Raw genomic sequence first — 21,792 nt, forward strand, 5'->3', positions numbered from 1 at the left:
AAAATAACGCTTATTTGACTCTTTGAGCCAAAAGCTTATCCAAGGTGTTGGCGAAGGCCATTCTATCTTGCTGATTAAACACGGCTGGACCGCCCATTTGCACACCAGAGGAACGCATTTGCTCCATGAAATCTCGCATTCCCAAACGCTGCTTGATGTTTTCTTTGGTGTATAATTCTCCACGAGGATTCACCGCCAACGCACCTTTGTCGATGACTTCCGACGCCAACGGAATATCGGCCGTCACAACAAGATCACTCGGTTCAATATGCTCTACAATGTAATTATCCGCGACATCGAAGCCTGAGCCGACCACACGACGTTCAATCCATTTTGACGCTGGAATAGCAATCGCTTGATTGGCCACCAATATACAGGGGATTTGTACCCTTTCAGCAGCCCGAAACAGAATGGTTTTGATTACATTTGGACACGCGTCAGCATCAACCCACAAGCGCATTACATTCCCCTTTTGATTAAGGCGCATATTATCAAACAGGTGCCCAGTGAAATCCAGTCATAGACAAAAACAAACGGAGCACACAGTGGGCTCCGTTTTTACAGTTTTCCGGTTTATTAAGGCCTCATCACCTTACATGTTAGGGTAATTGGGCCCTCCAGCGCCCTCCGGCGTAACCCACGTGATATTTTGCGCAGGATCTTTAATGTCGCAGGTTTTACAGTGAATGCAGTTTTGTGAGTTGATCTTGAAAATCGATTCATTATTGGATTCAATCACTTCATACACACCGGCAGGACAATAACGCTGAGCAGGCTCAGCAAACTTTGGCAAGTTACTTTGAATCGGAATGCGAGCGTCTTTTAATGTGAGATGACAAGGCTGATCCTCTTCATGATTGGTATTGGATAAAAATACTGACGATAACTTGTCAAAACTTAATACGCCATCTGGTTTCTTGTAAACAGGAGCAACATGTTTGTCCGCCAACTCCATGCTGGCGTGATCTGGTGTCATATCGTTGAACGTGAATGGAAGTGCACCAGAAAAAACATTTTGATCTAACCAATTGTAGGCACCACCCCAGAACGTCCCCAACTTATGCATCACTGGCACAAAATTACGCGCTTCTTTGAGCTCCTTTCCTAGCCAAGAATCACGTATCACCGTATCAAAATGAGATAATTCTGCAGGCGCATTATCCTGCTGCAGAGCATCAAAAATCGTATCGGCGGCCAACATTCCACTTTTCATTGCAGTATGAGTGCCTTTAATTTTAGCGGGGTTTAACGTCCCTGCGTCACAACCAATCACCAAACCACCTGGAAAGCTCATCTTCGGTAACGACGACCATCCGCCTTTCGCAATGGCACGGGCACCATAAGACACTCTTTTCGCGCCTTTTAAATGTTCAGCAATGAGTGGGTGGTGTTTGTATTTCTGAAATTCATCGTAGGGGCTTAGGTAGGGATTTTTATAATTCAAATCGACGATGAGTCCTACAACGACTTGGTTGTTCTCTAAATGATATAAAAAGCCACCTCCGCCTGCCTCACTGCCTAATGGCCAACCCGCCGTGTGAATCACAGCACCAGGCTTACTTTGTCCGGCTGGCACATCCCACAGCTCCTTAATACCCAGTCCGTAATGCTGAGGTGCTTGGTGTTTATCCAGTTCAAACTGGGCGATTAACGCCTTACCAAGGTGACCTCGGCAACCTTCTGCAAAAAGGGTGTATTTGGCTTTTAGCAGCATGCCCGCCATAAAGCCGTCTTTTTCACTGCCGTTTGCCGATCGGCCCATATCACCGGTAACTATGCCTTCCACATTCCCTTGTGCATCAAAGGCAAGATGCGCCGCCGAAAACCCCGGAAACACCTCCACCCCCAGGGCTTCTGCTTGCTCCGCCAACCAACGGCTCAGATTGCCAAGGCTGATAACATAATTACCGTCATTATGAAGCGTTTTTGGCACCATCCAGTGGCTTAATGCTCTTGAAGTCTCCTCTGAACGTAACCAAAAAAGCTCGTCCGTCGTTACTTTAGTGTTTAAAGGTGCGCCTTTTTCTTGCCAGTCGGGAAATAATTCATCCAAAGCCAAAGAATCGATGACCGCACCAGATACAATGTGCGCACCAATTTCTGAACCTTTCTCAACCAAACATACAGTGATTTCTTTTTCTTCTGCCTGCGCTCTTTGCATAATGCGACATGCGGCTGACAACCCAGCAGGGCCCCCTCCAACAATCACCACATCAAATTCCATTACTTCTCTGTTTGACATATTGCCTCCATGATTCGGGCGTGTCATTTTATTGTAGTCGAATACGTATTAACGATTGAAAGCATTTTTGTTTAGTTTGTCAACAGTAGCCTTTCCAAACTTTATTGTGTGGGCATAGCTAAACGCTCTAGGAAGAATATGATCACAATAGAAATCAACTGAATATGACCAAGATGTCTTTTCGGACTCCGCCATATCGGAGGCCTGGCTGGATTCATTCTGCGCTCTCACTTGAAGCCAAGCGCCTATCACAAACCCCATTAGCATCATGTAATCAAACGCCAACCCTGTGCCTAAAACGGGATCTGACGCCATACTTTGCAAACAGACTTCTGTGGCTTCTTTTGCTTCTTCTAATGCAATTTGTACCTTTTGAATATTGGCGTTTGGTGCCATTAACGACATTGCCTGAAGTTCCGTTTCTATCTCAGTGAGCAGCAAACGCATTTCAGCACCCTTGTCTGAATGCAGTTTTCGACCAATTAAATCAATCGCCTGAATGCCGTTTGTGCCTTCGTAAATGGGTAAAATACGGGCATCACGAGCATGTTGAGCCACGCCAGTTTCTTCGATAAACCCCATACCACCATGAATTTGTATCGCCAATGAAGTAATTTCTTGAGCTTGCTCAGTGATCCAACCTTTGACGATTGGCGTGTACAACGCCGTTCTGGCGCGAGATTGCTGTTGTTGCTGTCCGCTGGACAAGTGCGATAAATCATTTTCTACTGCGGCAACGTAAATCAAGGATCGCATTGCATCGATTTGAGATTTCATTGTCATCAGCATGCGTAAAACATCGGGATGCTCAATGATAGCGACGCGTTCTGTGCGCTCTGCGTTCATGCCTTGTTTACGTTCTTTTGCATACTCCAACGCTTGTTGATAAGCGCGCTCAGCAATGGCCAAACCCTGTAAACCAACACCTTGTCTGGCGTTGTTCATCATAGTGAACATAGCCTTAATACCATCATTTTCTCGACCGATCAGATAGCCCACTGCACCTTTATTATCGCCAAAGCTCATGACACAAGTAGGTGACGCATGAATGCCCATTTTATGCTCCACTGAAATGGCATACACGTCGTTCCGCTCACCGGGTTCACCTTGCTCATTGAGTAAAAATTTCGGCACGATAAACAATGAGATGCCTTTCACGCCTTCTGGCGCTCCAGGAAGGCGTGCCAATACCAAATGAATGATGTTATCGCTCATTTGATGGTCGCCCCAAGTAATGTATATTTTTTGCCCCTTAATACGAAAGTCATTGCCGTCTGGGGTGGCTTTGCAGGCAATCGCGGCCAGGTCTGAGCCCGCTGCAGGCTCCGTAAGATTCATCGTCCCCGCCCATTCTCCCGACAACATTTTAGGCAAATACTGCTCTTTTAACGCATCGTTGGCGTGCAGGTGAATCGCCTCAATAGCACCGAGACTGAGTAATGGACACAGTGAAAAAGCAAGATTAGCAGCTTGTACCCCTTCGTTAACGGCGGTAGCTATGTAAGACGGCAAACCTTGACCACCGTATTTTGGGTCTCCTGATAAGCCAATCCAGCCACCACCGGAATAGGCTTTAAAAGCGTCTTTAAAACCGCTTGCCTCGATAACAGCACCGTTCTCGACTCGTGAACCTTCTTTGTCACCGCTGGCATTAATGGGGGCGATAATCTGTTCTGACAGTTTTCCTGCCTCTGCCAAGATAGCTTCCAATAAATCTTTATCAATAGGGTCATCAAGGTAAGGGGTTAGGCGGTCTATTTTGGCGATGTTGATGAGACTAAAGGTAATATCGTTTATTGGGTAATGGTATTCGCTCATTTTTTATTCTCCGGTTAAATTATCCGAGCGGATGTAATATCCCTATAGAATGTAAAAATGTGCTTAATCTCTCAATAACAATTCAGGCCTATATTTCTGACAAATACCGTCAACAAAGAATATTTCCGCCATCTAAAGCAATGACTACGTGCGTCTCATGGCTTTGCCGAATTTAAGATATTCCTCACTTTTTCGATATTCACCCGGTGTCATACCGGTCCATTTTTTGAAAGATCGAAAAAAAGCGCTGGGCTCATCAAACCCCATTAACGCCGCTATATCATTAATGCTCAGTTGTGGCGCATTCATATACGTGATGGCGGCCTCTTTTCGACAGTCATCTTTGATCAGCTGATAAGACGTTTTTTCCTCATTTAAGCGACGGCGCAAAGTCGATACACTCATATTGAGAGCACTGGCGACCTCTTCCGCGCTGGGCATTTCCCGGGAGAAATCTTTCCCTAACATCGCCATAACTTGTGATTTTAGACTGTTATCATTTTCCACCATGACTAATAGCTGATAAGGCGCTGTTTTTAAAAATCCACGCAAACTGTCTTCCGTTTGAACAATCGGCATATCAAGGTAACTGGCAGGAAACACCAAGGCGTTGGCATGTTGGTTGAATCTCACTTCCGATTGAAACAAGGTTTTGTAGTATTCGACATCATCGGGGCGTTCGCTGGTAAAATAGGCGGCTTTTAAACTCAGCCGCCGCCCAATCAGCCAGCAGATAAAGTGATGCCACATGGACAAGGTCGTTCTTAATTGCTCCTTTGATTCCGGAACGGCTAAGGCTTCTATATTGTCAGATGATGAGGCGAGCGGCGCAAATGTAACCATGGCAAACCGCCCTTTTTTAATCAACACGGGTTTAATGGTGGGTCCTCTACAAATTTCATAGAAATCACTGCATCGGTACAAAGCATGCGCCAAGCTGCGTGAATGAATGATGCACAAACACATCATACGAAATGTACCATTGGGGACTTTACCGCCACTTAACATACCAAAAGATTCATCTTGCATGAGCCACATGATTTTTTGATACAGCATGCCGTATCGATAGGCGGGGAACGTATCATGTTGAATGATTTCATCGTGAGTAATGTCAAGGCTAGACAAAACAGTTTGGCGATCCAAGCCTTGAGCCTCAGCCGCTTTTAACAGATACCGAACACTGGACATGGGAACGGACGCTTTCACTTAACCACCTTCAACTCGCCAATCATCTGAATGAATATTTTTATCTGAGGCATTTTTTACCATAAAAAAAGGCCGCAGATGCAGCCTTTTTTGTTTATTCATTGTTTGGTGACCGTAGATGCACTACTTTTGTTCTGTAAAAGCAGACAGTAACTCGTCCAATGAAAGATCTTCACTGTCAGATTCTGTGTGTGCGTTTTCCAACGCTTCCGCTTCTTCCATCGCTTTTTTTTCAGCCGCCGGCTTCACAAAAACGAAACGACGGGGGCGAACTACCGACGCGCCCGCTTCTTTTTCAGGAAGCAACCCTAATCTTTCTAGTTTCTTGTGCGCTTGTTCTTTGCGTTCCTTGGATTTCTTGGTCACAAAGCGACGTGTTGATGAAGATTTTCGAGCTTTATTTTGCTCCTTCATCATCTCTTTTGAACCAGTTTTTCCAAGTTTGCCACGCATACTGCGCGATTTTTTAACACGAGCCATAATATCCTCTCTTTATCGCGCGCATTGTAGCAGTGAATTTAGGCTAGGTCATCCAGCAAAATTAGCAATTTGATTTAAAAGAACCATGACCTTGGTTTCTTTGGTTACCTAAAGCACCAAGCCATTTCCCTACATCAGATGAATTGCCAGAAGACAGTGCCATGTCTAAATTTTTAAGGACATGAATAGTGTCATCTATGATTTTTTGATACTGCGACGTGTTGTTTGCTAACTGACTGCCCTTCAAGCCTTGTTCTTTAAACAAATACGGCATTTCATTACGTGACTTCTCAAAATACTGAATAATCGATTCAACATGATTCGACGCCGTCTCATTGTCACCCTCTTTCACCGCTGACGACATAGCACGCATTTCAGTTTTAATATCTACCATATAGCCGTGGAGTGGCGTTTGACCACATTCATGATGCTCATGAGCAAGCAGGGCAGATGAACAAGAAAGTGAAATAATGGTAGCGGCGAGAAAACCTTTTTTCATAGAAATACCTTTAACCTTAAAATACGTGTATCTTTAATGATTTATGAACAATAAATTGGTTTACTTAAAATACCATTCTTAGAAGAAATTACACCTACTATTTGGGACGCAACCATTAAAAAAAGCGCCCAACACAACCTTTAAAACAGACAGTATTTTTAAACATTTCGAATAGTGCATTCTTTAAGGATATGAACCTAAAAAACTTTGTTATTATAAAAATCATCTAAAAAAGACCATTTTGAAACAAGGAGTACCCTATTACCTTTTTAAAAGTGATCTTTATCACTGCCATCGTTGCGATTACTTGTAACGGCTTACTGTTTGCCGAGTGCAGGGATTTTGACGCAAAATTAGCAGCCGACAAGAAAGCGCAATCCTTGCTCTCTGGTAAAAAATTCAAACGAGCGTTGATAGTAAAAAAACACCTTCCCAGTGAACGTAAAGAGGTAGCTAGCTATGTCTTTGTTAAAAAAGACGATCTTTATTACACCGTGTACACTCTCGTCAATTCCGATTGCGTCGCCTATTTTATAAAACGAACAAACGGCAAACACTAGCAAACCCTTTGTTCGTTTTGAGACACTCATTGAACTCGGTTTAATATGAACAGTAACTCAACTTATTTTTTTGTATCTTCTGCACCTTCGGTGACTTCTTCTGCGCTTTCCTCATCTTCCTCTTCTTCACCTAACTTAGAAATTTCTTCTAAACGCTCGATAACCCGAGCAGATAAAGTACCTTCTGCGTATTCGCCCTCTTCGTTTACTTGACCTGGCTCAAGTCCCGTAAGCAAGTGCAAGGCTTCATCAGCGGTCGAAATGGCATAAACATGAAATTGGCCAGCTTTAACGGCTTCGATGATGTCATCGTTCAACATTAAATTCACGGCATTGGATTTAGGAATGATAACGCCTTGCGTACCGGTTAAACCACGCGCATTGCAAACATTAAAAAAGCCTTCGATCTTTTCATTCACGCCACCAATCGCTTGTATTTCGCCATACTGGTTTAACGAACCAGTAATGGCCAAATCTTGGCGCAAAGGCACTTGGATCAGAGCGGATAACAAACAGCATAACTCGGCGGTCGAAGCACTGTCGCCATCAATGTAACCGTAACTCTGTTCCATGGCGATGGACGCTGAAATATCTAATGGAAACCGTTGAGCATACTTATTGCCCAAGTAACCAGATAAAATCAACACACCCTTAGAATGAATGTTTTGACCTAGATTAGACTCGCGCTCAATGTCAATAATGCCTTTACCACCGGGGTAAACCGTTGTTGAAATGCGCGCCGGCGCACCAAAACTGCTGTCGCCAATTTGCATAACCGTTAAGCCATTGATCTTACCGACCGCATAGCCGTCGCTTTCTAATAAGACAGTACCTTCAATAATTTCTTCGATGATTTTTTCACTCACACGACCCGTGCGGTGCTTTTTCGCTTTTAATGCCCGCGCAATGTGATCCGCCGTGATGGTATCGTCTTTGGCCATTTGGCGAACAAAATCCGCTTCCCCCAACAATTCAAACACGTCGCCTATTTTTGCCGCCATCTCACGTTGGTGCTCGGCAAGCCGACTGCTGTATTCAATGAGTGCTGCGACGCCATCGCGAGTGACGTTTGCGTACTCCTCTTTATCAACGCGATCCTTCATCAAACGAGCAAACGATAATTCAGAGTCTTTAGAACGTTTTAATGTGTCGTCAAAATCGACCAAAACACGAAACATCTCTTGAAAGTCCGGATCAGCGTCTTGCAGTAAATAATAAATATCGCGTGCTCCAATCAGCACCACTTTCACTTGCAACGGCAAATCTTGTGGCGATAGGGTCATGGTATTCATTAAACCCATATCGGCATAAGGATGCTCTATTTTGATGGTTTTGCTCTTAAGTGCGCGTTTGAGTGCTTCCCAAAGATAGTGGTCGGTCAGCAGTTTTTCAGCGTCGAGTATCAAATACCCCCCATTGGCGGCATGCAAGCTACCAGAGCGGATCAAACGATAATTGGTTACCAGCATACCCTGATCACTGCTGTGCTCGACCTGACCAAAAAGATTACGGTACGTCGGATGAGGTTCATAGATAACCGGCTGCCCGCTATTGGCTTCATGGGTTGTGGCAATATTTGGCAAATAGAGTTCTTCATAAAACTGTCGACGACCTATTTCGTCACGATTTTCAGACGCTTTATCATCCGCCATTTGGTCAATAATGGTTTTATCAAGATCGTCTCTTAATGCCGTCAAATGGACGGTAATGTTTTCGTCCATTTGATACTTTTCAAACAAGCCTGACATCAGGGGATCAAGGGCTTCTTTAACGGTATCTAAGTTTAATTGGCGAATTTGCTCGTACGTTGCCCGTTTCCACTGTGGCAAACCTAACAATTCCTCGTTGAGCAACCCCTCCAACTTTGATACGCCTTCCTGGAACGCATCGCGCTCATCATCGGTTAACGCTGCGAACTCATTTTCCTCTAACGCTTTACCGTCTTTCATTGGTGCGAAACTCACCGAAGACGCATCACGAAACATCGCGACGCCAATCTTCCCAGACACACGCTCAACTTTGTTGATCGCCGCTTCGTATTGATCGTTAAAAGCACGGTCAATCACCGATTTTTGCTGCTGGTATGAAGGGTTTTCAAAAGCCGCTGGAAAGGTTGCCATTAAGCCATCGATCACTGTACGAATTTCTTTTTCGAATTCAGACGCTAACCCTGGGGCAAACTCAAGTGCTTTAGGACGGTGACTTTCCGTAAAATTATTGACGTAAGCCCACTCATTTGGTGCTGGACGTCGTTTCGCTTCGCTCTTTAAGTAACTTAATACGTAAGACGATCGCCCCGTGCCGGAATCCCCCATTGCAAAAATATTGTAACCTGGGCGTTGCATGGCGACGCCAAACTGTATGGCTTCAACAGCTCGCTCTTGCCCTAAAATACCACTCAATGGCTCAATGTCGCTTAGCGTAGCAAAGGCAAGATGGTCACTGGGAACTTTGGCCGCAAGGGCTTCATGAGGTAACGAGGTAACCAGGTTTGACATCAATGTGTTTCCTTTTGTGTAGCAAGCTGAAGTTGGTGTTGAGGGTTGGCTTGTGTAAATACTCGATGAAAGTTTTCAGCAGTGGCTTCTAATAAGGCTTCATAACGAATGCCTTTTAAGTCAGCGACATATTGCGCAACTTCTGATACATACTTGGGTTCGTTTTTCTTACCGCGATGCGGCACCGGCGCTAAATAAGGCGCATCGGTTTCAACAATTAAAGACGTTAACGGCAGCTTACGGACGGTTTCTTTTAAGTCAGCTGCGGTTTTAAACGTCACGATGCCCGAAATCGATATTAAATAATTTTCATCTAATGCCGCTTTCGCCATCGCATAATCTTCGGTGAAACAATGCAGAACTCCGGCTGTGTTGGGGTTCCCGTAGCGTTTTATCAGAGACATCGTATCGTCTTTTGCACTTCGAGTATGGACAATAACCGGTAAACCCAGTTGTCCAGCAGCCTGAAGGTGATGCATAAAACTGATTTTTTGCGCATCATGGGCTTCTTCTGAAGCTTCGTAAAAGTAATCTAAACCGGTCTCCCCGATCGCTATTACATTAGGATCTGCAGCGTATTGTCGCAATACGCTGTCATCGGTTATGAGCCCTGCACTTTGCAGCGGATGAACGCCACAGCTGGCATACACACCGGCTCTTTTTGTAAATTCTAAAATCGTGTCCATCTTGTTAAGGTCAACACTGATGCTCAACAACTGCCTTACACCTTGATGGTAAGCCGCATCTATAGCGGCGTTTAGGTCATTATTGTAGGGGGCTAAATCCAGCATATCAAGATGACAATGGGTATCGATTAACATAGTTGGTTTACCACTGATTCAATTCGTGTGTAAGTTGCATAATGGGGTTTAAATTTGTTTTTTGAAGGTCTGACTTCAATTTTTGTAAAGATTGATAGCGTAATAACAGATTTTGGATGCCGAGCCGAGTCATTAAGGTCCCATAGATGGGCAATAACGCTTCATCGAGCTTTGCCCCTGTAGAATGACAAATACTCTGATGTAAAATGGCCTCTAAACCATGGCAATAATCATCAATATTTTTACTGTCTAATCCCTTTAAGAGCTCATTGAGTGAGATAGAACCGTGAAGCATGGCGTTTAGCTTCCCTGGCAACTCTGCGTACAGCGCGACCTTTTGTTGCTGCTGTATTGCTAACAGCCGGTAAGGTTGAGTCGTTAACCAAAACAATGAGCTAAGTGCTTGTCCATCCGCTTGTTGATCCAGCCACTGAGCAACCTCAACCATCGTTGGCATAGGCACATTGATTAACAAGCAACGACTACGAATGGTGGGTAACAAGCTAGTTGATTGAGAACTGGTCAGCACGAAATACGTACCGTCTGCAGGCTCTTCCAAGGCCTTTAGTACCGCATTGGCCGCATTTAGGTTCATGGCTTGAGCGTGTGGAATAAACACCACTTTGTTCTGCCCGACTTGAGGTTTCTGGCTGATTTGTCTGGTCAGCAATCGTACTTGATCAACTTTGATCGTTCCCGCTTCGCCGTCTAACACACGAAAATCGGGATGAGAGTCGGCTTTCATTAGCTTGCATGAATGACACTCGCCACAAGCGGCCCCTTGATCGCTTTCACACATCAAATCGCAGACAATTTCACTCGCTAGAGATTCTTGACCAACACCATCGGCCCCCTTTATTAGCAAAGCATGAGACAGGCCACGATTGGCCTTGAGCGCCTGAACTTGTTGCAAACAAGGCGCCAACCATTGCGGAAAGGATGACATCTATTTTCCACCACACCAAGCTTGAAACAGGTGCTCAAGCTGATTTTCGATTTGGGATTTTACCGCCTCAATAGACACACTAGCGTCAATTATTGTTACACGATTTGGCTCAGAGTGAGCGCGCTCAAGAAAACCCTCTCTGACTTTTTGGTGAAAAACGAGGGACTCTTTATCCAATCTGTCTTGATACTGTCGCTGAACAATACGCTGTTGACCCACTTCGACAGGCACATCCAACAGCAAAGTCGCATCGGGGCGATGGTCCCCCACCACCCATTCAGACAACAGATCTAATTGCTGAGTATCTCCACCGCGTGCTTTGCCCTGATATACGTAACTGGAATCTAAAAAGCGATCACAGATAACCCAAGCACCGGCCTCTAACGCAGGTTGAATTTTTTCCGACAAATGCTGTGCCCTGGCGGCAAACATCAACAATAACTCGGCGGTGTCGTTGACTTTCTCATCACGTGGGTTGAGAACGAGCTGACGAATTTCTTCTGCCAGCGGAGTGCCTCCCGGTTCGCGTGTCATAATAAAGGGGACATTATGTGACTCAAGCCATGCCTGAATACAAAGGATAGCCGTACTTTTACCGCTGCCCTCACCGCCTTCAAGTGAAATAAACTTACCTTTCATAATGACTTCCTACTGTTTTACATTGTCAGGGGAGGAACGGTAATCTTCACGGCGTTTAAACTGATATTGACGAACCGCGTTATTATGCTGCTTTAAAGTATCAGAAAAAGTATGACTGCCGTCCCCCTTTGCGACAAAGTACAACGCGGAGGTCTCACCTGGATTCAGCGCCGCTTCGATCGCTTCACGGCCGACATTGGCAATTGGAGTGGGTGGCAATCCATAAATCTTATAGGTGTTGTAAGCAGAATCACTGCGTAAGTTTTTGCGTGTCAAATTACCATCAAACGATTCACCTAAGCCATAAATCACCGTAGGGTCCGTTTGCAATCGCATGTTCTTATTTAGACGACTGATAAACACTCTAGCAATCAAAGGTCGCTCTTCCGGCACGCCGGTTTCTTTTTCAATAATAGACGCCATAATCAGGGCATCATACGCAGATTGGTAAGGTAACTGGTCAGCTTTGCTATGCCACAGCGTGTCTAAGTTTTTAGTTAAGAGTTCATGGGCATGCTTTAAAATTTTCACGTCTGTATCGCCATCGTGGTAACGATAGGTATTAGCAAAAAAAGCGCCTTCTGGATGTTCGTAGTTAAGCCCCAGCTTTTGAACCACATCGTCATCTGAAAGCCCCGTCAGCGTCATGGCAATATTGCCCTTGGCGCGCATCGCAGTAAGATAGTCTTGCGTTGTTTTACCTTCCAATAGAGTGACAGAATAAAAAATAGAGTCGCCCGAATCAAACAATGCCATGACATCCAATAGATTCATGTCTGGTTTAAGCGCGTACTGGCCAACTTTAGGAACCCACTCAGGGTGTAACTTTGCGCTGATGCGAGTCAAAACAGGGTGTGGGATGATGCCTCTTTCACTAAGACTGGCACCTAAACTGTAAGATGTGTCTCCCGGGTGTACGACAAATACGGCTTCTTTCGTCAGGGGGATTGGCGATGTTATAACATGATAACAGTAGCCAGCTAAAAGCGCTGCCAGAGTAAAGACTAAGAATACAACGCTCAACAACCCTTTAAACAACGCCATGATGCCCCTTAGTGTGCATGATTTTTTGTAATGTTAAAGTATTCACGCCAATAGGGTAAAACCGATCCGCCACTTTAATGACGGGCACAATGCCCATCAAACTATTGGTAATAAACACTTCATCCGCCGATTCGAGTGTGTCGATTGAATAATCCCCAACTTGGACCAAAAAGTTAAGTGATGCCGAAACAAGGGCTTTTCGATAAGTTCCCTGTACGCCGCACGAATGTAATGCGGGGGTATATAAGGTATTTCCTTTGAACCAAAACAAATTACTTTGGATACATTCAATCATGTTTTTTTCCGAGTCCAGCATGATAGCCTCAAAGTCTGATCCCGATAAAAAACGTTTTGCCAAGACATTTTCAAGCCGGTTTAAATGCTTTATGCCGGCAAGAAAGCGGTTCGTACTGACGGGAACAGGAGAAACAGACAGACAAACGCCTTTATCACGCTGAATGCGATAGTCGGGAGCAGGGAGAAGACCGATAAAAACTGAATGCTTGCAATGTTGTGGAGGTAAATAGCCTCTACCGCCCTCTCCTCGAGTCACCATGATTTTAACCACGCTTTCTTGTTGCACCATGGGCAAAATACGTTCATCCAGAAACAAAGACAATTCGTGTTTTTGGTCGGCAGAAAAAGGCATTCCAAGAGAATAAAGGCCACGGTATAAACGTGAAAGATGATCGTCTAGTTGTAAAAAATACTGAGGAAAGCTAAGAACAGTTTCAAATACACCATCGCCGTAAGCTAAACCACGATCGGTAACTGAAACAGAATGATCTAGGTTGTAGTTGACAAACCAAGTCATGGCTAAAAACTCATTAAATAAGGTGAGCTATAATAGCGTAAAAAAAGAATGGCGTCCCGTAGGGGGTTTGAACCCCTGTTACCGCCGTGAAAGGGCGGTGTCCTAGACCACTAGACGAACGGGACTGACATAAAAAGATATGGAGCGGGAAACGAGGCTCGAACTCGCGACCCCAACCTTGGCAAGGTTGTGCTCTACCACTGAGCTATTCCCGCATTTTAGATATTGCCCTATCTCCAAAGCAATATTGCATTTTACATTTAGTAATTACTAGGAAAACTAAATGGCGTCCCGTAGGGGGTTTGAACCCCTGTTACCGCCGTGAAAGGGCGGTGTCCTAGACCACTAGACGAACGGGACGGACGCTTCACATGCACTTTCGTACACTTAACACTTACTTTACCAACACGACACTTTACACATTTCAATTCAAAAAAGTGGCGTCCCGTAGGGGGTTTGAACCCCTGTTACCGCCGTGAAAGGGCGGTGTCCTAGACCACTAGACGAACGGGACACATTCAGCTTTGAAAAAACTGCAAACATGACAATTACTTTTTCTGCATAGTGTTATCGCTAACAACTATGCTGGAGCGGGAAACGAGGCTCGAACTCGCGACCCCAACCTTGGCAAGGTTGTGCTCTACCACTGAGCTATTCCCGCTTTTGCGCATACCCTACTCTATTCAGGCCGACGACTTAACATTATTTAATGTGGTAAACCACAGCAACTAATGAAAATAGTGGCGTCCCGTAGGGGGTTTGAACCCCTGTTACCGCCGTGAAAGGGCGGTGTCCTAGACCACTAGACGAACGGGACACATTCAGCTTTGAAAAAACTGCAAACATGACAGTTACTTTTCTGCATAGTGTTATCGCTAACAACTATGCTGGAGCGGGAAACGAGGCTCGAACTCGCGACCCCAACCTTGGCAAGGTTGTGCTCTACCACTGAGCTATTCCCGCTTTTGCGCATACCCTACTCTATTCAGGCCGACGATTTAACATTATTTAATGTGGTAAACCACAGCAACTAATGAAAATAGTGGCGTCCCGTAGGGGGTTTGAACCCCTGTTACCGCCGTGAAAGGGCGGTGTCCTAGGCCACTAGACGAACGGGACACATTCAGTTTTAAAAAAACTGTAAACTTTACAAGTACAATCCTGCATAGTGTTATTACTAACAAACAGGCTGGAGCGGGAAACGAGGCTCGAACTCGCGACCCCAACCTTGGCAAGGTTGTGCTCTACCACTGAGCTATTCCCGCAAAACTTTATCAGCTGACACAAAAAAGTAGACTTTATCTTCACCCTTGTGAAAGGATGGCGTCCCGTAGGGGGTTTGAACCCCTGTTACCGCCGTGAAAGGGCGGTGTCCTAGACCACTAGACGAACGGGACAACGTTGCAAACTTGCTGTGTGAGCGGGTGCGTATATTACTGTTACTCAACTTAAAATCAACAGTTTTTTTTATTAATTTAAGCAACTTACAGAAATAGTTGCTTTAGAAATCAATCTGATCGGAGTTTCTATGTTAAACAAACCGCTTTTTTTATCCCTCTCCCTTTCTGTTGTTTTATTAGCAGGCTGCTCAACAACACACTACATAAGCATTACTCCGCAAGCCGATGTTAAAAACGCCAGCCTGACTAACGATAGAGTTATTCAGGTCTCCACCAGCTCAAATTTAACCAGTACAGTAGGCTCAATTAAAACAGGCATTAATGAGCGGGCCGACATATTTACCACTAATGACATTAAGCAAAGTGTGAAAAATAGTGTATTGGATGGCTTGAGAGTCCTTGGTTTCACACCCGATCAAGGCGTCATGCCAGCCGCCGACATGCAGATTGAAATTACTAAAATGAGCTACAAAACAAAAGTCGACGCGTTAAAAACGGTCGCCACACTGGATTTTGAGTTAAAAACTACCCTCATCGCAAAAGGCCAAACTTATAAATCCAACTACGGCTCTCAGAAAGTCAAAGAGTACGGCACCATGCCTTACCAAGAAGACATTGAAAAAGACATGAACGACCTAGCGAGCCAGACGGTCAATCGCCTGCTTAGTGACCCCAACATCCTTGTTTTACTAAAGTAACCTTAAGTCGCCTGCACAAGTTAATCTTTGTACAGGCGACACTATGTAAGGCATGCGTTTAATAAGACAGGAGTTTCATTGTTTTAAAGCATTAATTTCATCATTTTTCTCCCTGCTATCTTGATCAGCATCCACTAAAGTGTAAAGTTGTCACCCTACACAAACAGCGTCAGTAAGGATCTCGTGGTGCACATTCGCAAATCAAACAAACTCGCTAATATATGTTATGAAATTCGCGGCCCAGTTCTAAAAGAAGCCGTACGAATGGAAGATGAAGGCCAGCGCATCCTTAAGCTTAACATTGGAAACCCTGCCCCATTTGGGTTTGAAGCACCCGATGAGATTCTCGTCGATGTTATTCGCAACCTTCCCACCTCTCAAGGGTACTGTGAATCTAAGGGGTTATATTCTGCACGCAAAGCCGTCATGCAGAAATACCAAGCTATGGGCATCAAATCCGCCGACGTCAATTATGTGTGGATGGGGAACGGCGTCAGTGAACTTATTGTGATGGCCATGCAAGGCTTGCTCAATGATGGCGACGAGATTTTAATCCCCGCCCCTGATTACCCGCTTTGGACCGCTGCGGCTACGTTAGCAGGAGGTTATGTTAAACATTATCTTTGCGATGAGGGATCGGGGTGGCAACCTGATATCAACGACATTCGATCTAAAATCTCCAATAAAACAAAAGCCATCGTCCTAATCAACCCTAACAACCCAACCGGTGCGGTGTACAGCAGAGAAATACTAAAAGCCATCGTTGAATTGGCTGAGCAGTATGGCTTGCTTATCTTCTCCGATGAGATTTACGACAAAATTCTATACGACGATGCTCAGCACATCCCCACAGCAACGTTGACGGAAGGTCGAGCCCCCTGCATTACTTTTGGCGGCCTTTCAAAAGTGTATCGTACCGCTGGATTCCGATCTGGCTGGATGGTCATTACAGGGGACAGGAGCGGCATTCAAGACTACATAGATGGATTGGATATACTCAGCTCTATGCGCTTGTGTGCAAACGTCCCTGCCCAACATGCCGTTCAAACTGCCCTTGGTGGTTACCAGAGCATTAATGAACTTATCGTTCCTGGCGGGCGATTTTACGAACAACGAAAAGTGGCTTGGGAGGCACTGGATTCAATTCCGGGCGTTCACTGTCACAAACCGGAAGGAGCTCTGTATTTATTCCCCCGACTCGACCCCAAAATGTATAAAATCAAAAACGACATGGACCTTGTTTTGCAATTTTTACGAGAAGAAAAAGTACTTATTGTACAAGGCACAGGGTTCAACTGGCCAACACCCGACCATGTACGATTTGTGTTCCTACCTCACATTGAAGAATTAACCCCCGCCATGGAGCGGTTCGCCGCCTTCTTGGGTCGATTAAGAAAGCGTTAATCCTCTCTTGAAATACTCCAATAAAGCCCTACTATGCTCTTTAACAGTTTCTTAAGGAGCATAGCAATGCGCATTATTCTGTTTTTACTGACAAACTTGGCCGTCATGGTGGTGGCCGGTGTTGTGTTAAGTCTCTTGGGCGTCAATGGCTATATGACCAGCAATGGTTTGAACTTTACTTCTTTGCTCATCTTTTGTGGTGTCTTTGGCTTTACCGGTAGCCTCATTTCCCTTCTTCTCTCTAAATTTATGGCAAAACGTGGCTCTGGTGCTGTCGTTATTGAACAGCCTAAAAATCACAAAGAGGTGTGGCTACTTAACACCGTAAAAGAGCTTTCGCACAAAGCCGGCATCAAAATGCCAGAAGTGGCTATTTTTCCTGCTCATGAGGCCAATGCATTTGCAACAGGATGGAATAGAAATGCCGCCTTGGTGGCCGTATCGAGTGGCATGCTAGAACGCTTTTCGCCGGATGAAATCAAAGCGGTTTTAGGGCACGAAATTGGCCATGTTGCCAATGGCGATATGATCACCCTATCGTTAGTGCAAGGCGTGGTGAATACTTTTGTTATGTTTTTTGCGCGCATTGCCGCCTACGCCGTTGATCAATTTCTTCGCAAAGACGACAACGAAGGTTCAGTAGGCTGGGGCTATTACATTGCCACCTTCATTTTTGAAATTATCTTTGGCGTTTTAGCGTCGATGATTGTGATGTGGTTTTCTCGATACCGAGAATTCAGAGCAGATGAAGCAGGCGCGCGTCTAGCCGGCAAAGGAGCGATGATTGCAGCACTGGCAAGATTACAGCAAGAACATGAGGAAAGTCGGATGCCAGACTCGATGCTAGCGTTTGGCATCCGTCGAGGCAGAAAACCAACTATGGGGGAACTTTTTTCTAGCCACCCTCCTCTTGGCGAAAGAATCAAAGCATTGCAAGCGCTATAACACCGACTACAAAGACACTCTAAATAGAAACAACGCCAGCCCTCGTGGCGATGTTTCTGTTTTTATGTGTTTATTTCAGCAATGTGCCTCATCATCACATTGTATTGTTACGTTGTTTTTCTAAAATATACGCCAACAACGGAATACCAATCTCTTTGGCTTGATCAAAAAATCGCACACCGTATACGTAAAAATATTCACTGCCCATTTTAGTTAAAAAATCATTATCAACCAAACTCGCCTGAACCTGCTCAAGCATCTGAATTTCTTGCGAACGAATTTCACAGTCTAATTTTAAAATATGACTGTATACGCCAATTTTGACATTGCACACCAATCGCATTGTTTGATTGACCGCACCAAAGTCTTCTTTTGAAATCAATTTCGCCCCACCAACACTCAAGTCAATTACAACAGCGGTTGACGGGGCCACAATAGACATTTTAGAAACGACGACTTCTACTTTAGAGATTAAGCGCGTTTCGACACGAACCGCCTGACGTATCTCTGATACCTCCACATGTCGAGGGAATGCGATATGAAGATGAGCACTGGGCTCTAAATAACTTTTTGATATCTTGCTTGAAAAAGCACACACGTGCGTGCTCAACATCAATCGAACATTAACAACCTGACTCTCTCTAACCAGAATACTCTTATCGTGTATTCTGGGAGTGGATAAAATAAGTGACTTGCTAGGCATCCGACCCAATACTTTGACCATATATCGCCCTGGTGGGGATATAAATTCCAACTGCACATCTGTACCATTAGGCACGTGAATGTCTTCCAGTTTGACCTGCATTACTCCAGCCATGCACTTACCTTAATTCCTGTTCATTTAAACGAAAACCTGTTGCACTGAAAATGCGCCGCATGTCTGCACTGCTCACATCGACATCATTGGCACCACCTATGCCAACACAAGAAGTATTAAATTCATCCCTTTCGACATAATGTTTTCTAAGCCAATCAAAAATATTTTTTTCCTTATTTTCTCGGTACTTAAAGCGTAACCTTACGTCGTCTCTTGCAACATCATAAATCGCTTGAATAGCACGAGCCAGCTTTTCTTCTAAACACCCATTCGCAACTACTTTCATAGAGACCAGCCACCCGGGGCTAATCAACTTGTTTTTTGGCGTCAGCGAAGCGCTCACGCCCAAGTGCCGACTTAGTGCCTCGTACACCATCCAGGTCCCTTTTTCACGCCCTTGCTTGCTGTACCCTGCGATATGCGGAGTAGCAATATCCACTATGGACACAAGAGCTTGATTAATGGCAGGTTCACCTTGCCAAACATCAATTATTAGGTGAAGTTCGCCGTTTAATTGCCGGTGGCGTGCAATAAGAGCGTCCTCATCAATTACCCCCCCTCTACCCGCTGAAATAATCGCCGCACCAGGAGACAAAAAAGACAGTTCTTGGGCGCCAATCATCCCCTGCGTTGGGAAGGGCCCTGTGCGTGTTAGTGGCGCATGCAGGGTAATCACGTCACATTGTAAAACGTCTTCAAGCGAGACAAAATTCACGGATTTGTCATTCTTCTTGATCGTTGTTTGCTTCATGGGATCATACACACATACATCACAACCTAATTGATGAAAGCGCTCATAGACGGTACTGCCCACGTTACCAAAACCAATAATACCAACGCTCTTATTTAGCCAACGTAACCCTTTGGTCATATAGAGATGGCTCAGCCCACTGAAAACATAATCCGCCACTGCATCCGCATTGCAGCCAGGCGCACTACTAAAACCGATATTAGCCTCCTGCAAGTACGACAAATCAATATGATCGACCCCAATCGTGGCACTCCCAACAAAGCTAACGGAACTCCCTTGTAACAACGCTTTTGTTACCTTGGTAACAGAGCGAACCAACAATACATCTGCGTCTTTAACGTGATCATGGGACAGAGTGCGTCCGCCCACTAATTCTACAACACCCAAGTGCGAGAACAAGGCACGGGCGTTAGGCATATTTTCATCTGCAATAATTTTCATACTTTTTTTCTAAAAACTCTTTAAAATTAAGGTCACAGCCGCGATGAGCCAATAAGTGCACAGCAAAAACCCGTGCCCTCTGCGGAAAGCCGGACAAAACATAACAACCAACTTGAGACAAAACAGACTGCTCAAAACTCGAAGCATCATAATCAGGTAACGATAAATTATCCACACTCACGCGAAATGGCAGCCCAGCCGACCAATGTAAAATACATTCAATGGCCTGAGGCTTTACTTCCACCTGCTCAAACTTGGCTTGAGCCTGTTTATTACGACTGTCTGATTCATACCAATAACCATAATCTTCACATCGTCGCCTTGCCTCTCCCGCAACACACCAATGACTAATTTCATGCAAGGCACTTGATGCATAATCAGAACGAAAGTACAGTTTGGCAGGCTCGGAAGGGGTAGCAGGAGTATAAAGAGGCTCCTCTGCCCCTCCTATAAGGCAAGTGTTGTAAGAAGGCAAAAAACAGGTATTAAAAGCGCATATAAGCTGTGTTGTACTTAGCAAGCCAAGGCCTCAAAAGTAAATGATTATCACACAAGAAAAAAAAATGCGCTACGCAAAGTCTTATCTTCACGTAACGCATTAGTGTTCATCTCTGCTGACGAATTAAATGATCTTAATCGGCGCCAGCCAGAATCATCTCATCCACGGTAATAGCGTGATGGAACAAAAGGCATCGCGGTCAGTGTCAATGGGATCGATTTGCCGCGAACATTAGCAAAGAGAAGCTCCTCCAGATTCAGTGAATCTGTTGACACATAGGCCATCACAATGGGCTGACCCAGTGTCGGAGAAAAACCACCGCTTGTTACTTTGCCTTTCACTTCACCATTCGTATCCACAATATCAGCGCCTTCACGAACGGGCGCTCGACCATCAACCAGAAAACCAACACGCTTTCTGGAAGGTTTATGAGTAAACTGCGGCAAAATAATATTCGCACCCGGGAACCCTCCCGCACGCTCACCTTCTGCCCGACGCTCTTTTTGGATCGCCCAATTAAGTGACGCCTCTACTGGCGTAGTGGTCGTATCAATATCGTGACCGTACAAACACAACCCTGCCTCAAGTCGCAATGAATCGCGCGCACCAAGGCCAATCCATTCCACTTCGGAAAATGCCAGCAAGGTATTGGCAAATACTTCAGCTTGCGCATTGGGAACAGACACTTCATAGCCATCTTCACCGGTATAACCTGAACAACTTACCCAAATATCAACGCCCTGCCAATCAAACTTGACACTCTGCATAAACGTCATGGTCGCCACATCCGGCACCATACGCGCAAAAACCTCACGCGCCTTTGGCCCCTGAATGGCCAACAAGGCCCTATCGTCTATTACATCAACCTTGCAATCCGTCAAAGAAGCTTTTAAATAGGCAAAGTCTTGATCCTTACACCCTGCGTTCACCACCATGAAAACATCATCGCCCCAGTTAGCGAACATTAAATCATCGGTAATGCCAGCCGTTTGTGTAGTGAACATGCCGTAGCGCTGCATCCCTTCATTCAGCCCTTGCACATCAACCGGTAAAATAGTTTCGAGGGCGGCCTTGACCTCTTTGCCCCTTATAATAACCTGCCCCATATGCGAAACATCAAACAAACCCACGTTGTCACGCGTCCACAAGTGCTCTTTCATCACGCCAAGTGGGTATTGAACCGGCATGTCATAGCCCGCAAATTCCACCATTCTGGCGCCAGACAAGATATGTTGATCATACAAAGCAGTACGTTTCATAAAGTGAACCT

The 21,792-nt window shown here is 45.1% G+C and carries 19 protein-coding genes and 10 tRNA genes; 3 read left to right on the forward strand and 26 right to left on the reverse strand.

Annotation, left to right across the window (positions count from 1 at the left end; all coding sequences use genetic code 11):
• Positions 1-10: 10 nt before the first annotated feature.
• From FXV75_RS07955 to FXV75_RS08065, 22 genes are all read right to left on the reverse strand, one after another.
• A complete protein-coding gene (locus tag FXV75_RS07955) occupies positions 11-460 on the reverse strand; it encodes a YaiI/YqxD family protein (protein WP_148832342.1) in 450 nt (149 codons plus the stop codon).
• A 132-nt stretch (positions 461-592) separates the two neighbouring features.
• The gene (locus FXV75_RS07960) at positions 593-2,242 is read right to left on the reverse strand and encodes an electron transfer flavoprotein-ubiquinone oxidoreductase (RefSeq protein ID WP_148832344.1); all 1,650 of its coding nucleotides are present in this window, start codon (positions 2,240-2,242) and stop codon (positions 593-595) included.
• 48 nt (positions 2,243-2,290) lie between these two features.
• On the reverse strand, positions 2,291-4,060 hold the full coding sequence (locus FXV75_RS07965) for an acyl-CoA dehydrogenase (RefSeq protein WP_148832346.1): 1,770 nt from the start codon (positions 4,058-4,060) through the stop codon (positions 2,291-2,293).
• 144 nt (positions 4,061-4,204) lie between these two features.
• Positions 4,205-5,266, reverse strand: a complete 1,062-nt coding sequence (locus tag FXV75_RS07970) for an AraC family transcriptional regulator (RefSeq protein ID WP_148832348.1) — start codon at positions 5,264-5,266, stop codon at positions 4,205-4,207.
• Positions 5,267-5,389: 123 nt separating this feature from the next.
• A complete protein-coding gene (locus tag FXV75_RS07975; protein ID WP_148832350.1) occupies positions 5,390-5,746 on the reverse strand; it encodes a hypothetical protein in 357 nt (118 codons plus the stop codon).
• Between the two features lie 61 nt (positions 5,747-5,807).
• Positions 5,808-6,245 carry a cytochrome b562 gene (locus FXV75_RS07980; RefSeq protein ID WP_148832352.1) on the reverse strand — a complete coding sequence of 146 codons (438 nt, stop codon included), beginning with the start codon at positions 6,243-6,245 and terminating at the stop codon, positions 5,808-5,810.
• A 622-nt stretch (positions 6,246-6,867) separates the two neighbouring features.
• On the reverse strand, positions 6,868-9,303 hold the full coding sequence (locus FXV75_RS07990; RefSeq protein WP_148832354.1) for a Lon protease family protein: 2,436 nt from the start codon (positions 9,301-9,303) through the stop codon (positions 6,868-6,870).
• Positions 9,303-10,124, reverse strand: a complete 822-nt coding sequence (locus tag FXV75_RS07995; RefSeq protein ID WP_148832356.1) for a TatD family hydrolase — start codon at positions 10,122-10,124, stop codon at positions 9,303-9,305. Before FXV75_RS07995 ends, FXV75_RS07990 begins: the two co-directional genes overlap by 1 nt.
• Positions 10,125-10,131: 7 nt before the next feature.
• A complete protein-coding gene (gene holB / locus FXV75_RS08000; protein WP_148832358.1) occupies positions 10,132-11,070 on the reverse strand; it encodes a DNA polymerase III subunit delta' in 939 nt (312 codons plus the stop codon).
• Positions 11,071-11,709 carry a dTMP kinase gene (gene tmk / locus FXV75_RS08005; RefSeq protein WP_148832359.1) on the reverse strand — a complete coding sequence of 213 codons (639 nt, stop codon included), beginning with the start codon at positions 11,707-11,709 and terminating at the stop codon, positions 11,071-11,073.
• Positions 11,710-11,718: 9 nt separating this feature from the next.
• Entirely contained in the window at positions 11,719-12,753 is a 1,035-nt protein-coding gene (mltG, locus tag FXV75_RS08010; RefSeq protein WP_148832361.1) for an endolytic transglycosylase MltG, read from the reverse strand.
• The gene (gene pabC / locus FXV75_RS08015) at positions 12,740-13,567 is read right to left on the reverse strand and encodes an aminodeoxychorismate lyase (RefSeq protein WP_148832363.1); all 828 of its coding nucleotides are present in this window, start codon (positions 13,565-13,567) and stop codon (positions 12,740-12,742) included. Before pabC ends, mltG begins: the two co-directional genes overlap by 14 nt.
• Positions 13,568-13,616: 49 nt before the next feature.
• Positions 13,617-13,692 (reverse strand) — tRNA-Glu (locus FXV75_RS08020).
• Positions 13,693-13,707: 15 nt separating this feature from the next.
• Positions 13,708-13,782 (reverse strand) — tRNA-Gly (locus FXV75_RS08025).
• Between the two features lie 69 nt (positions 13,783-13,851).
• Positions 13,852-13,927: transfer RNA gene (locus FXV75_RS08030), tRNA-Glu, on the reverse strand.
• 78 nt (positions 13,928-14,005) lie between these two features.
• Positions 14,006-14,081, reverse strand: a tRNA-Glu gene (locus tag FXV75_RS08035).
• Positions 14,082-14,153: 72 nt separating this feature from the next.
• Positions 14,154-14,228: transfer RNA gene (locus tag FXV75_RS08040), tRNA-Gly, on the reverse strand.
• 80 nt (positions 14,229-14,308) lie between these two features.
• Positions 14,309-14,384 (reverse strand) — tRNA-Glu (locus FXV75_RS08045).
• A 71-nt stretch (positions 14,385-14,455) separates the two neighbouring features.
• Positions 14,456-14,530 (reverse strand) — tRNA-Gly (locus FXV75_RS08050).
• 80 nt (positions 14,531-14,610) lie between these two features.
• Positions 14,611-14,686: transfer RNA gene (locus FXV75_RS08055), tRNA-Glu, on the reverse strand.
• A 71-nt stretch (positions 14,687-14,757) separates the two neighbouring features.
• Positions 14,758-14,832: transfer RNA gene (locus tag FXV75_RS08060), tRNA-Gly, on the reverse strand.
• A 56-nt stretch (positions 14,833-14,888) separates the two neighbouring features.
• Positions 14,889-14,964 (reverse strand) — tRNA-Glu (locus tag FXV75_RS08065).
• Between the two features lie 131 nt (positions 14,965-15,095).
• Here FXV75_RS08065 and FXV75_RS08070 point away from each other — a divergent pair.
• The 3 genes from FXV75_RS08070 to htpX all read left to right on the forward strand — a co-directional run bounded on the left by FXV75_RS08070 (position 15,096) and on the right by htpX (position 18,014).
• Positions 15,096-15,665, forward strand: coding sequence for a YajG family lipoprotein (locus FXV75_RS08070; protein ID WP_148832364.1), 570 nt, complete (start codon positions 15,096-15,098; stop codon positions 15,663-15,665).
• A 186-nt stretch (positions 15,666-15,851) separates the two neighbouring features.
• Positions 15,852-17,069: a pyridoxal phosphate-dependent aminotransferase gene (locus FXV75_RS08075; RefSeq protein ID WP_316247107.1), complete on the forward strand. Its 1,218-nt coding sequence runs from the start codon at positions 15,852-15,854 to the stop codon at positions 17,067-17,069.
• A gap of 66 nt (positions 17,070-17,135) precedes the next feature.
• On the forward strand, positions 17,136-18,014 hold the full coding sequence (htpX, locus tag FXV75_RS08080; protein WP_148832366.1) for a protease HtpX: 879 nt from the start codon (positions 17,136-17,138) through the stop codon (positions 18,012-18,014).
• Between the two features lie 94 nt (positions 18,015-18,108).
• Here htpX and FXV75_RS08085 read toward each other — a convergent pair whose 3' ends face one another.
• From FXV75_RS08085 to gcvT, 4 genes are all read right to left on the reverse strand, one after another.
• Complete coding sequence (locus FXV75_RS08085) at positions 18,109-18,831, reverse strand: flagellar brake protein (RefSeq protein ID WP_148832368.1); 723 nt, start codon at positions 18,829-18,831, stop codon at positions 18,109-18,111.
• A gap of 4 nt (positions 18,832-18,835) precedes the next feature.
• The gene (locus FXV75_RS08090; protein ID WP_148832370.1) at positions 18,836-20,023 is read right to left on the reverse strand and encodes a 4-phosphoerythronate dehydrogenase; all 1,188 of its coding nucleotides are present in this window, start codon (positions 20,021-20,023) and stop codon (positions 18,836-18,838) included.
• The gene (locus tag FXV75_RS08095; RefSeq protein WP_148832372.1) at positions 20,004-20,543 is read right to left on the reverse strand and encodes an elongation factor P hydroxylase; all 540 of its coding nucleotides are present in this window, start codon (positions 20,541-20,543) and stop codon (positions 20,004-20,006) included. The genes FXV75_RS08090 and FXV75_RS08095 overlap by 20 nt, the downstream gene beginning before the upstream one ends.
• Positions 20,544-20,680: 137 nt before the next feature.
• Entirely contained in the window at positions 20,681-21,781 is a 1,101-nt protein-coding gene (gene gcvT, locus FXV75_RS08100) for a glycine cleavage system aminomethyltransferase GcvT (RefSeq protein WP_148832374.1), read from the reverse strand.
• Positions 21,782-21,792: the final 11 nt, after the last annotated feature.

Origin of the sequence: Marinomonas sp. IMCC 4694, assembly GCF_008122525.1 — a bacterium.
Taxonomy (GTDB): Bacteria; Pseudomonadota; Gammaproteobacteria; order Pseudomonadales; family Marinomonadaceae; genus Marinomonas.

Bases quoted from the DNA above. Each gene is read 5' to 3' on its own strand.
- FXV75_RS08085 (WP_148832368.1), bottom strand. From the start codon at position 18,831: ATGGCTGGAGTAATGCAGGTCAAACTGGAAGACATTCACGTGCCTAAT.
- FXV75_RS07960 (WP_148832344.1), bottom strand. From the start codon at position 2,242: ATGTCAAACAGAGAAGTAATGGAATTTGATGTGGTGATTGTTGGAGGG.
- gcvT (WP_148832374.1), bottom strand. From the start codon at position 21,781: ATGAAACGTACTGCTTTGTATGATCAACATATCTTGTCTGGCGCCAGA.
- FXV75_RS07975 (WP_148832350.1), bottom strand. From the start codon at position 5,746: ATGGCTCGTGTTAAAAAATCGCGCAGTATGCGTGGCAAACTTGGAAAA.
- FXV75_RS07955 (WP_148832342.1), bottom strand. From the start codon at position 460: ATGCGCTTGTGGGTTGATGCTGACGCGTGTCCAAATGTAATCAAAACC.
- tmk (WP_148832359.1), bottom strand. From the start codon at position 11,709: ATGAAAGGTAAGTTTATTTCACTTGAAGGCGGTGAGGGCAGCGGTAAA.
- FXV75_RS08070 (WP_148832364.1), top strand. From the start codon at position 15,096: ATGTTAAACAAACCGCTTTTTTTATCCCTCTCCCTTTCTGTTGTTTTA.
- FXV75_RS07965 (WP_148832346.1), bottom strand. From the start codon at position 4,060: ATGAGCGAATACCATTACCCAATAAACGATATTACCTTTAGTCTCATC.
- FXV75_RS08090 (WP_148832370.1), bottom strand. From the start codon at position 20,023: ATGAAAATTATTGCAGATGAAAATATGCCTAACGCCCGTGCCTTGTTC.
- htpX (WP_148832366.1), top strand. From the start codon at position 17,136: ATGCGCATTATTCTGTTTTTACTGACAAACTTGGCCGTCATGGTGGTG.
- holB (WP_148832358.1), bottom strand. From the start codon at position 11,070: ATGTCATCCTTTCCGCAATGGTTGGCGCCTTGTTTGCAACAAGTTCAG.
- FXV75_RS07980 (WP_148832352.1), bottom strand. From the start codon at position 6,245: ATGAAAAAAGGTTTTCTCGCCGCTACCATTATTTCACTTTCTTGTTCA.
- mltG (WP_148832361.1), bottom strand. From the start codon at position 12,753: ATGGCGTTGTTTAAAGGGTTGTTGAGCGTTGTATTCTTAGTCTTTACT.
- FXV75_RS07995 (WP_148832356.1), bottom strand. From the start codon at position 10,124: ATGTTAATCGATACCCATTGTCATCTTGATATGCTGGATTTAGCCCCC.
- pabC (WP_148832363.1), bottom strand. From the start codon at position 13,567: ATGACTTGGTTTGTCAACTACAACCTAGATCATTCTGTTTCAGTTACC.
- FXV75_RS07990 (WP_148832354.1), bottom strand. From the start codon at position 9,303: ATGTCAAACCTGGTTACCTCGTTACCTCATGAAGCCCTTGCGGCCAAA.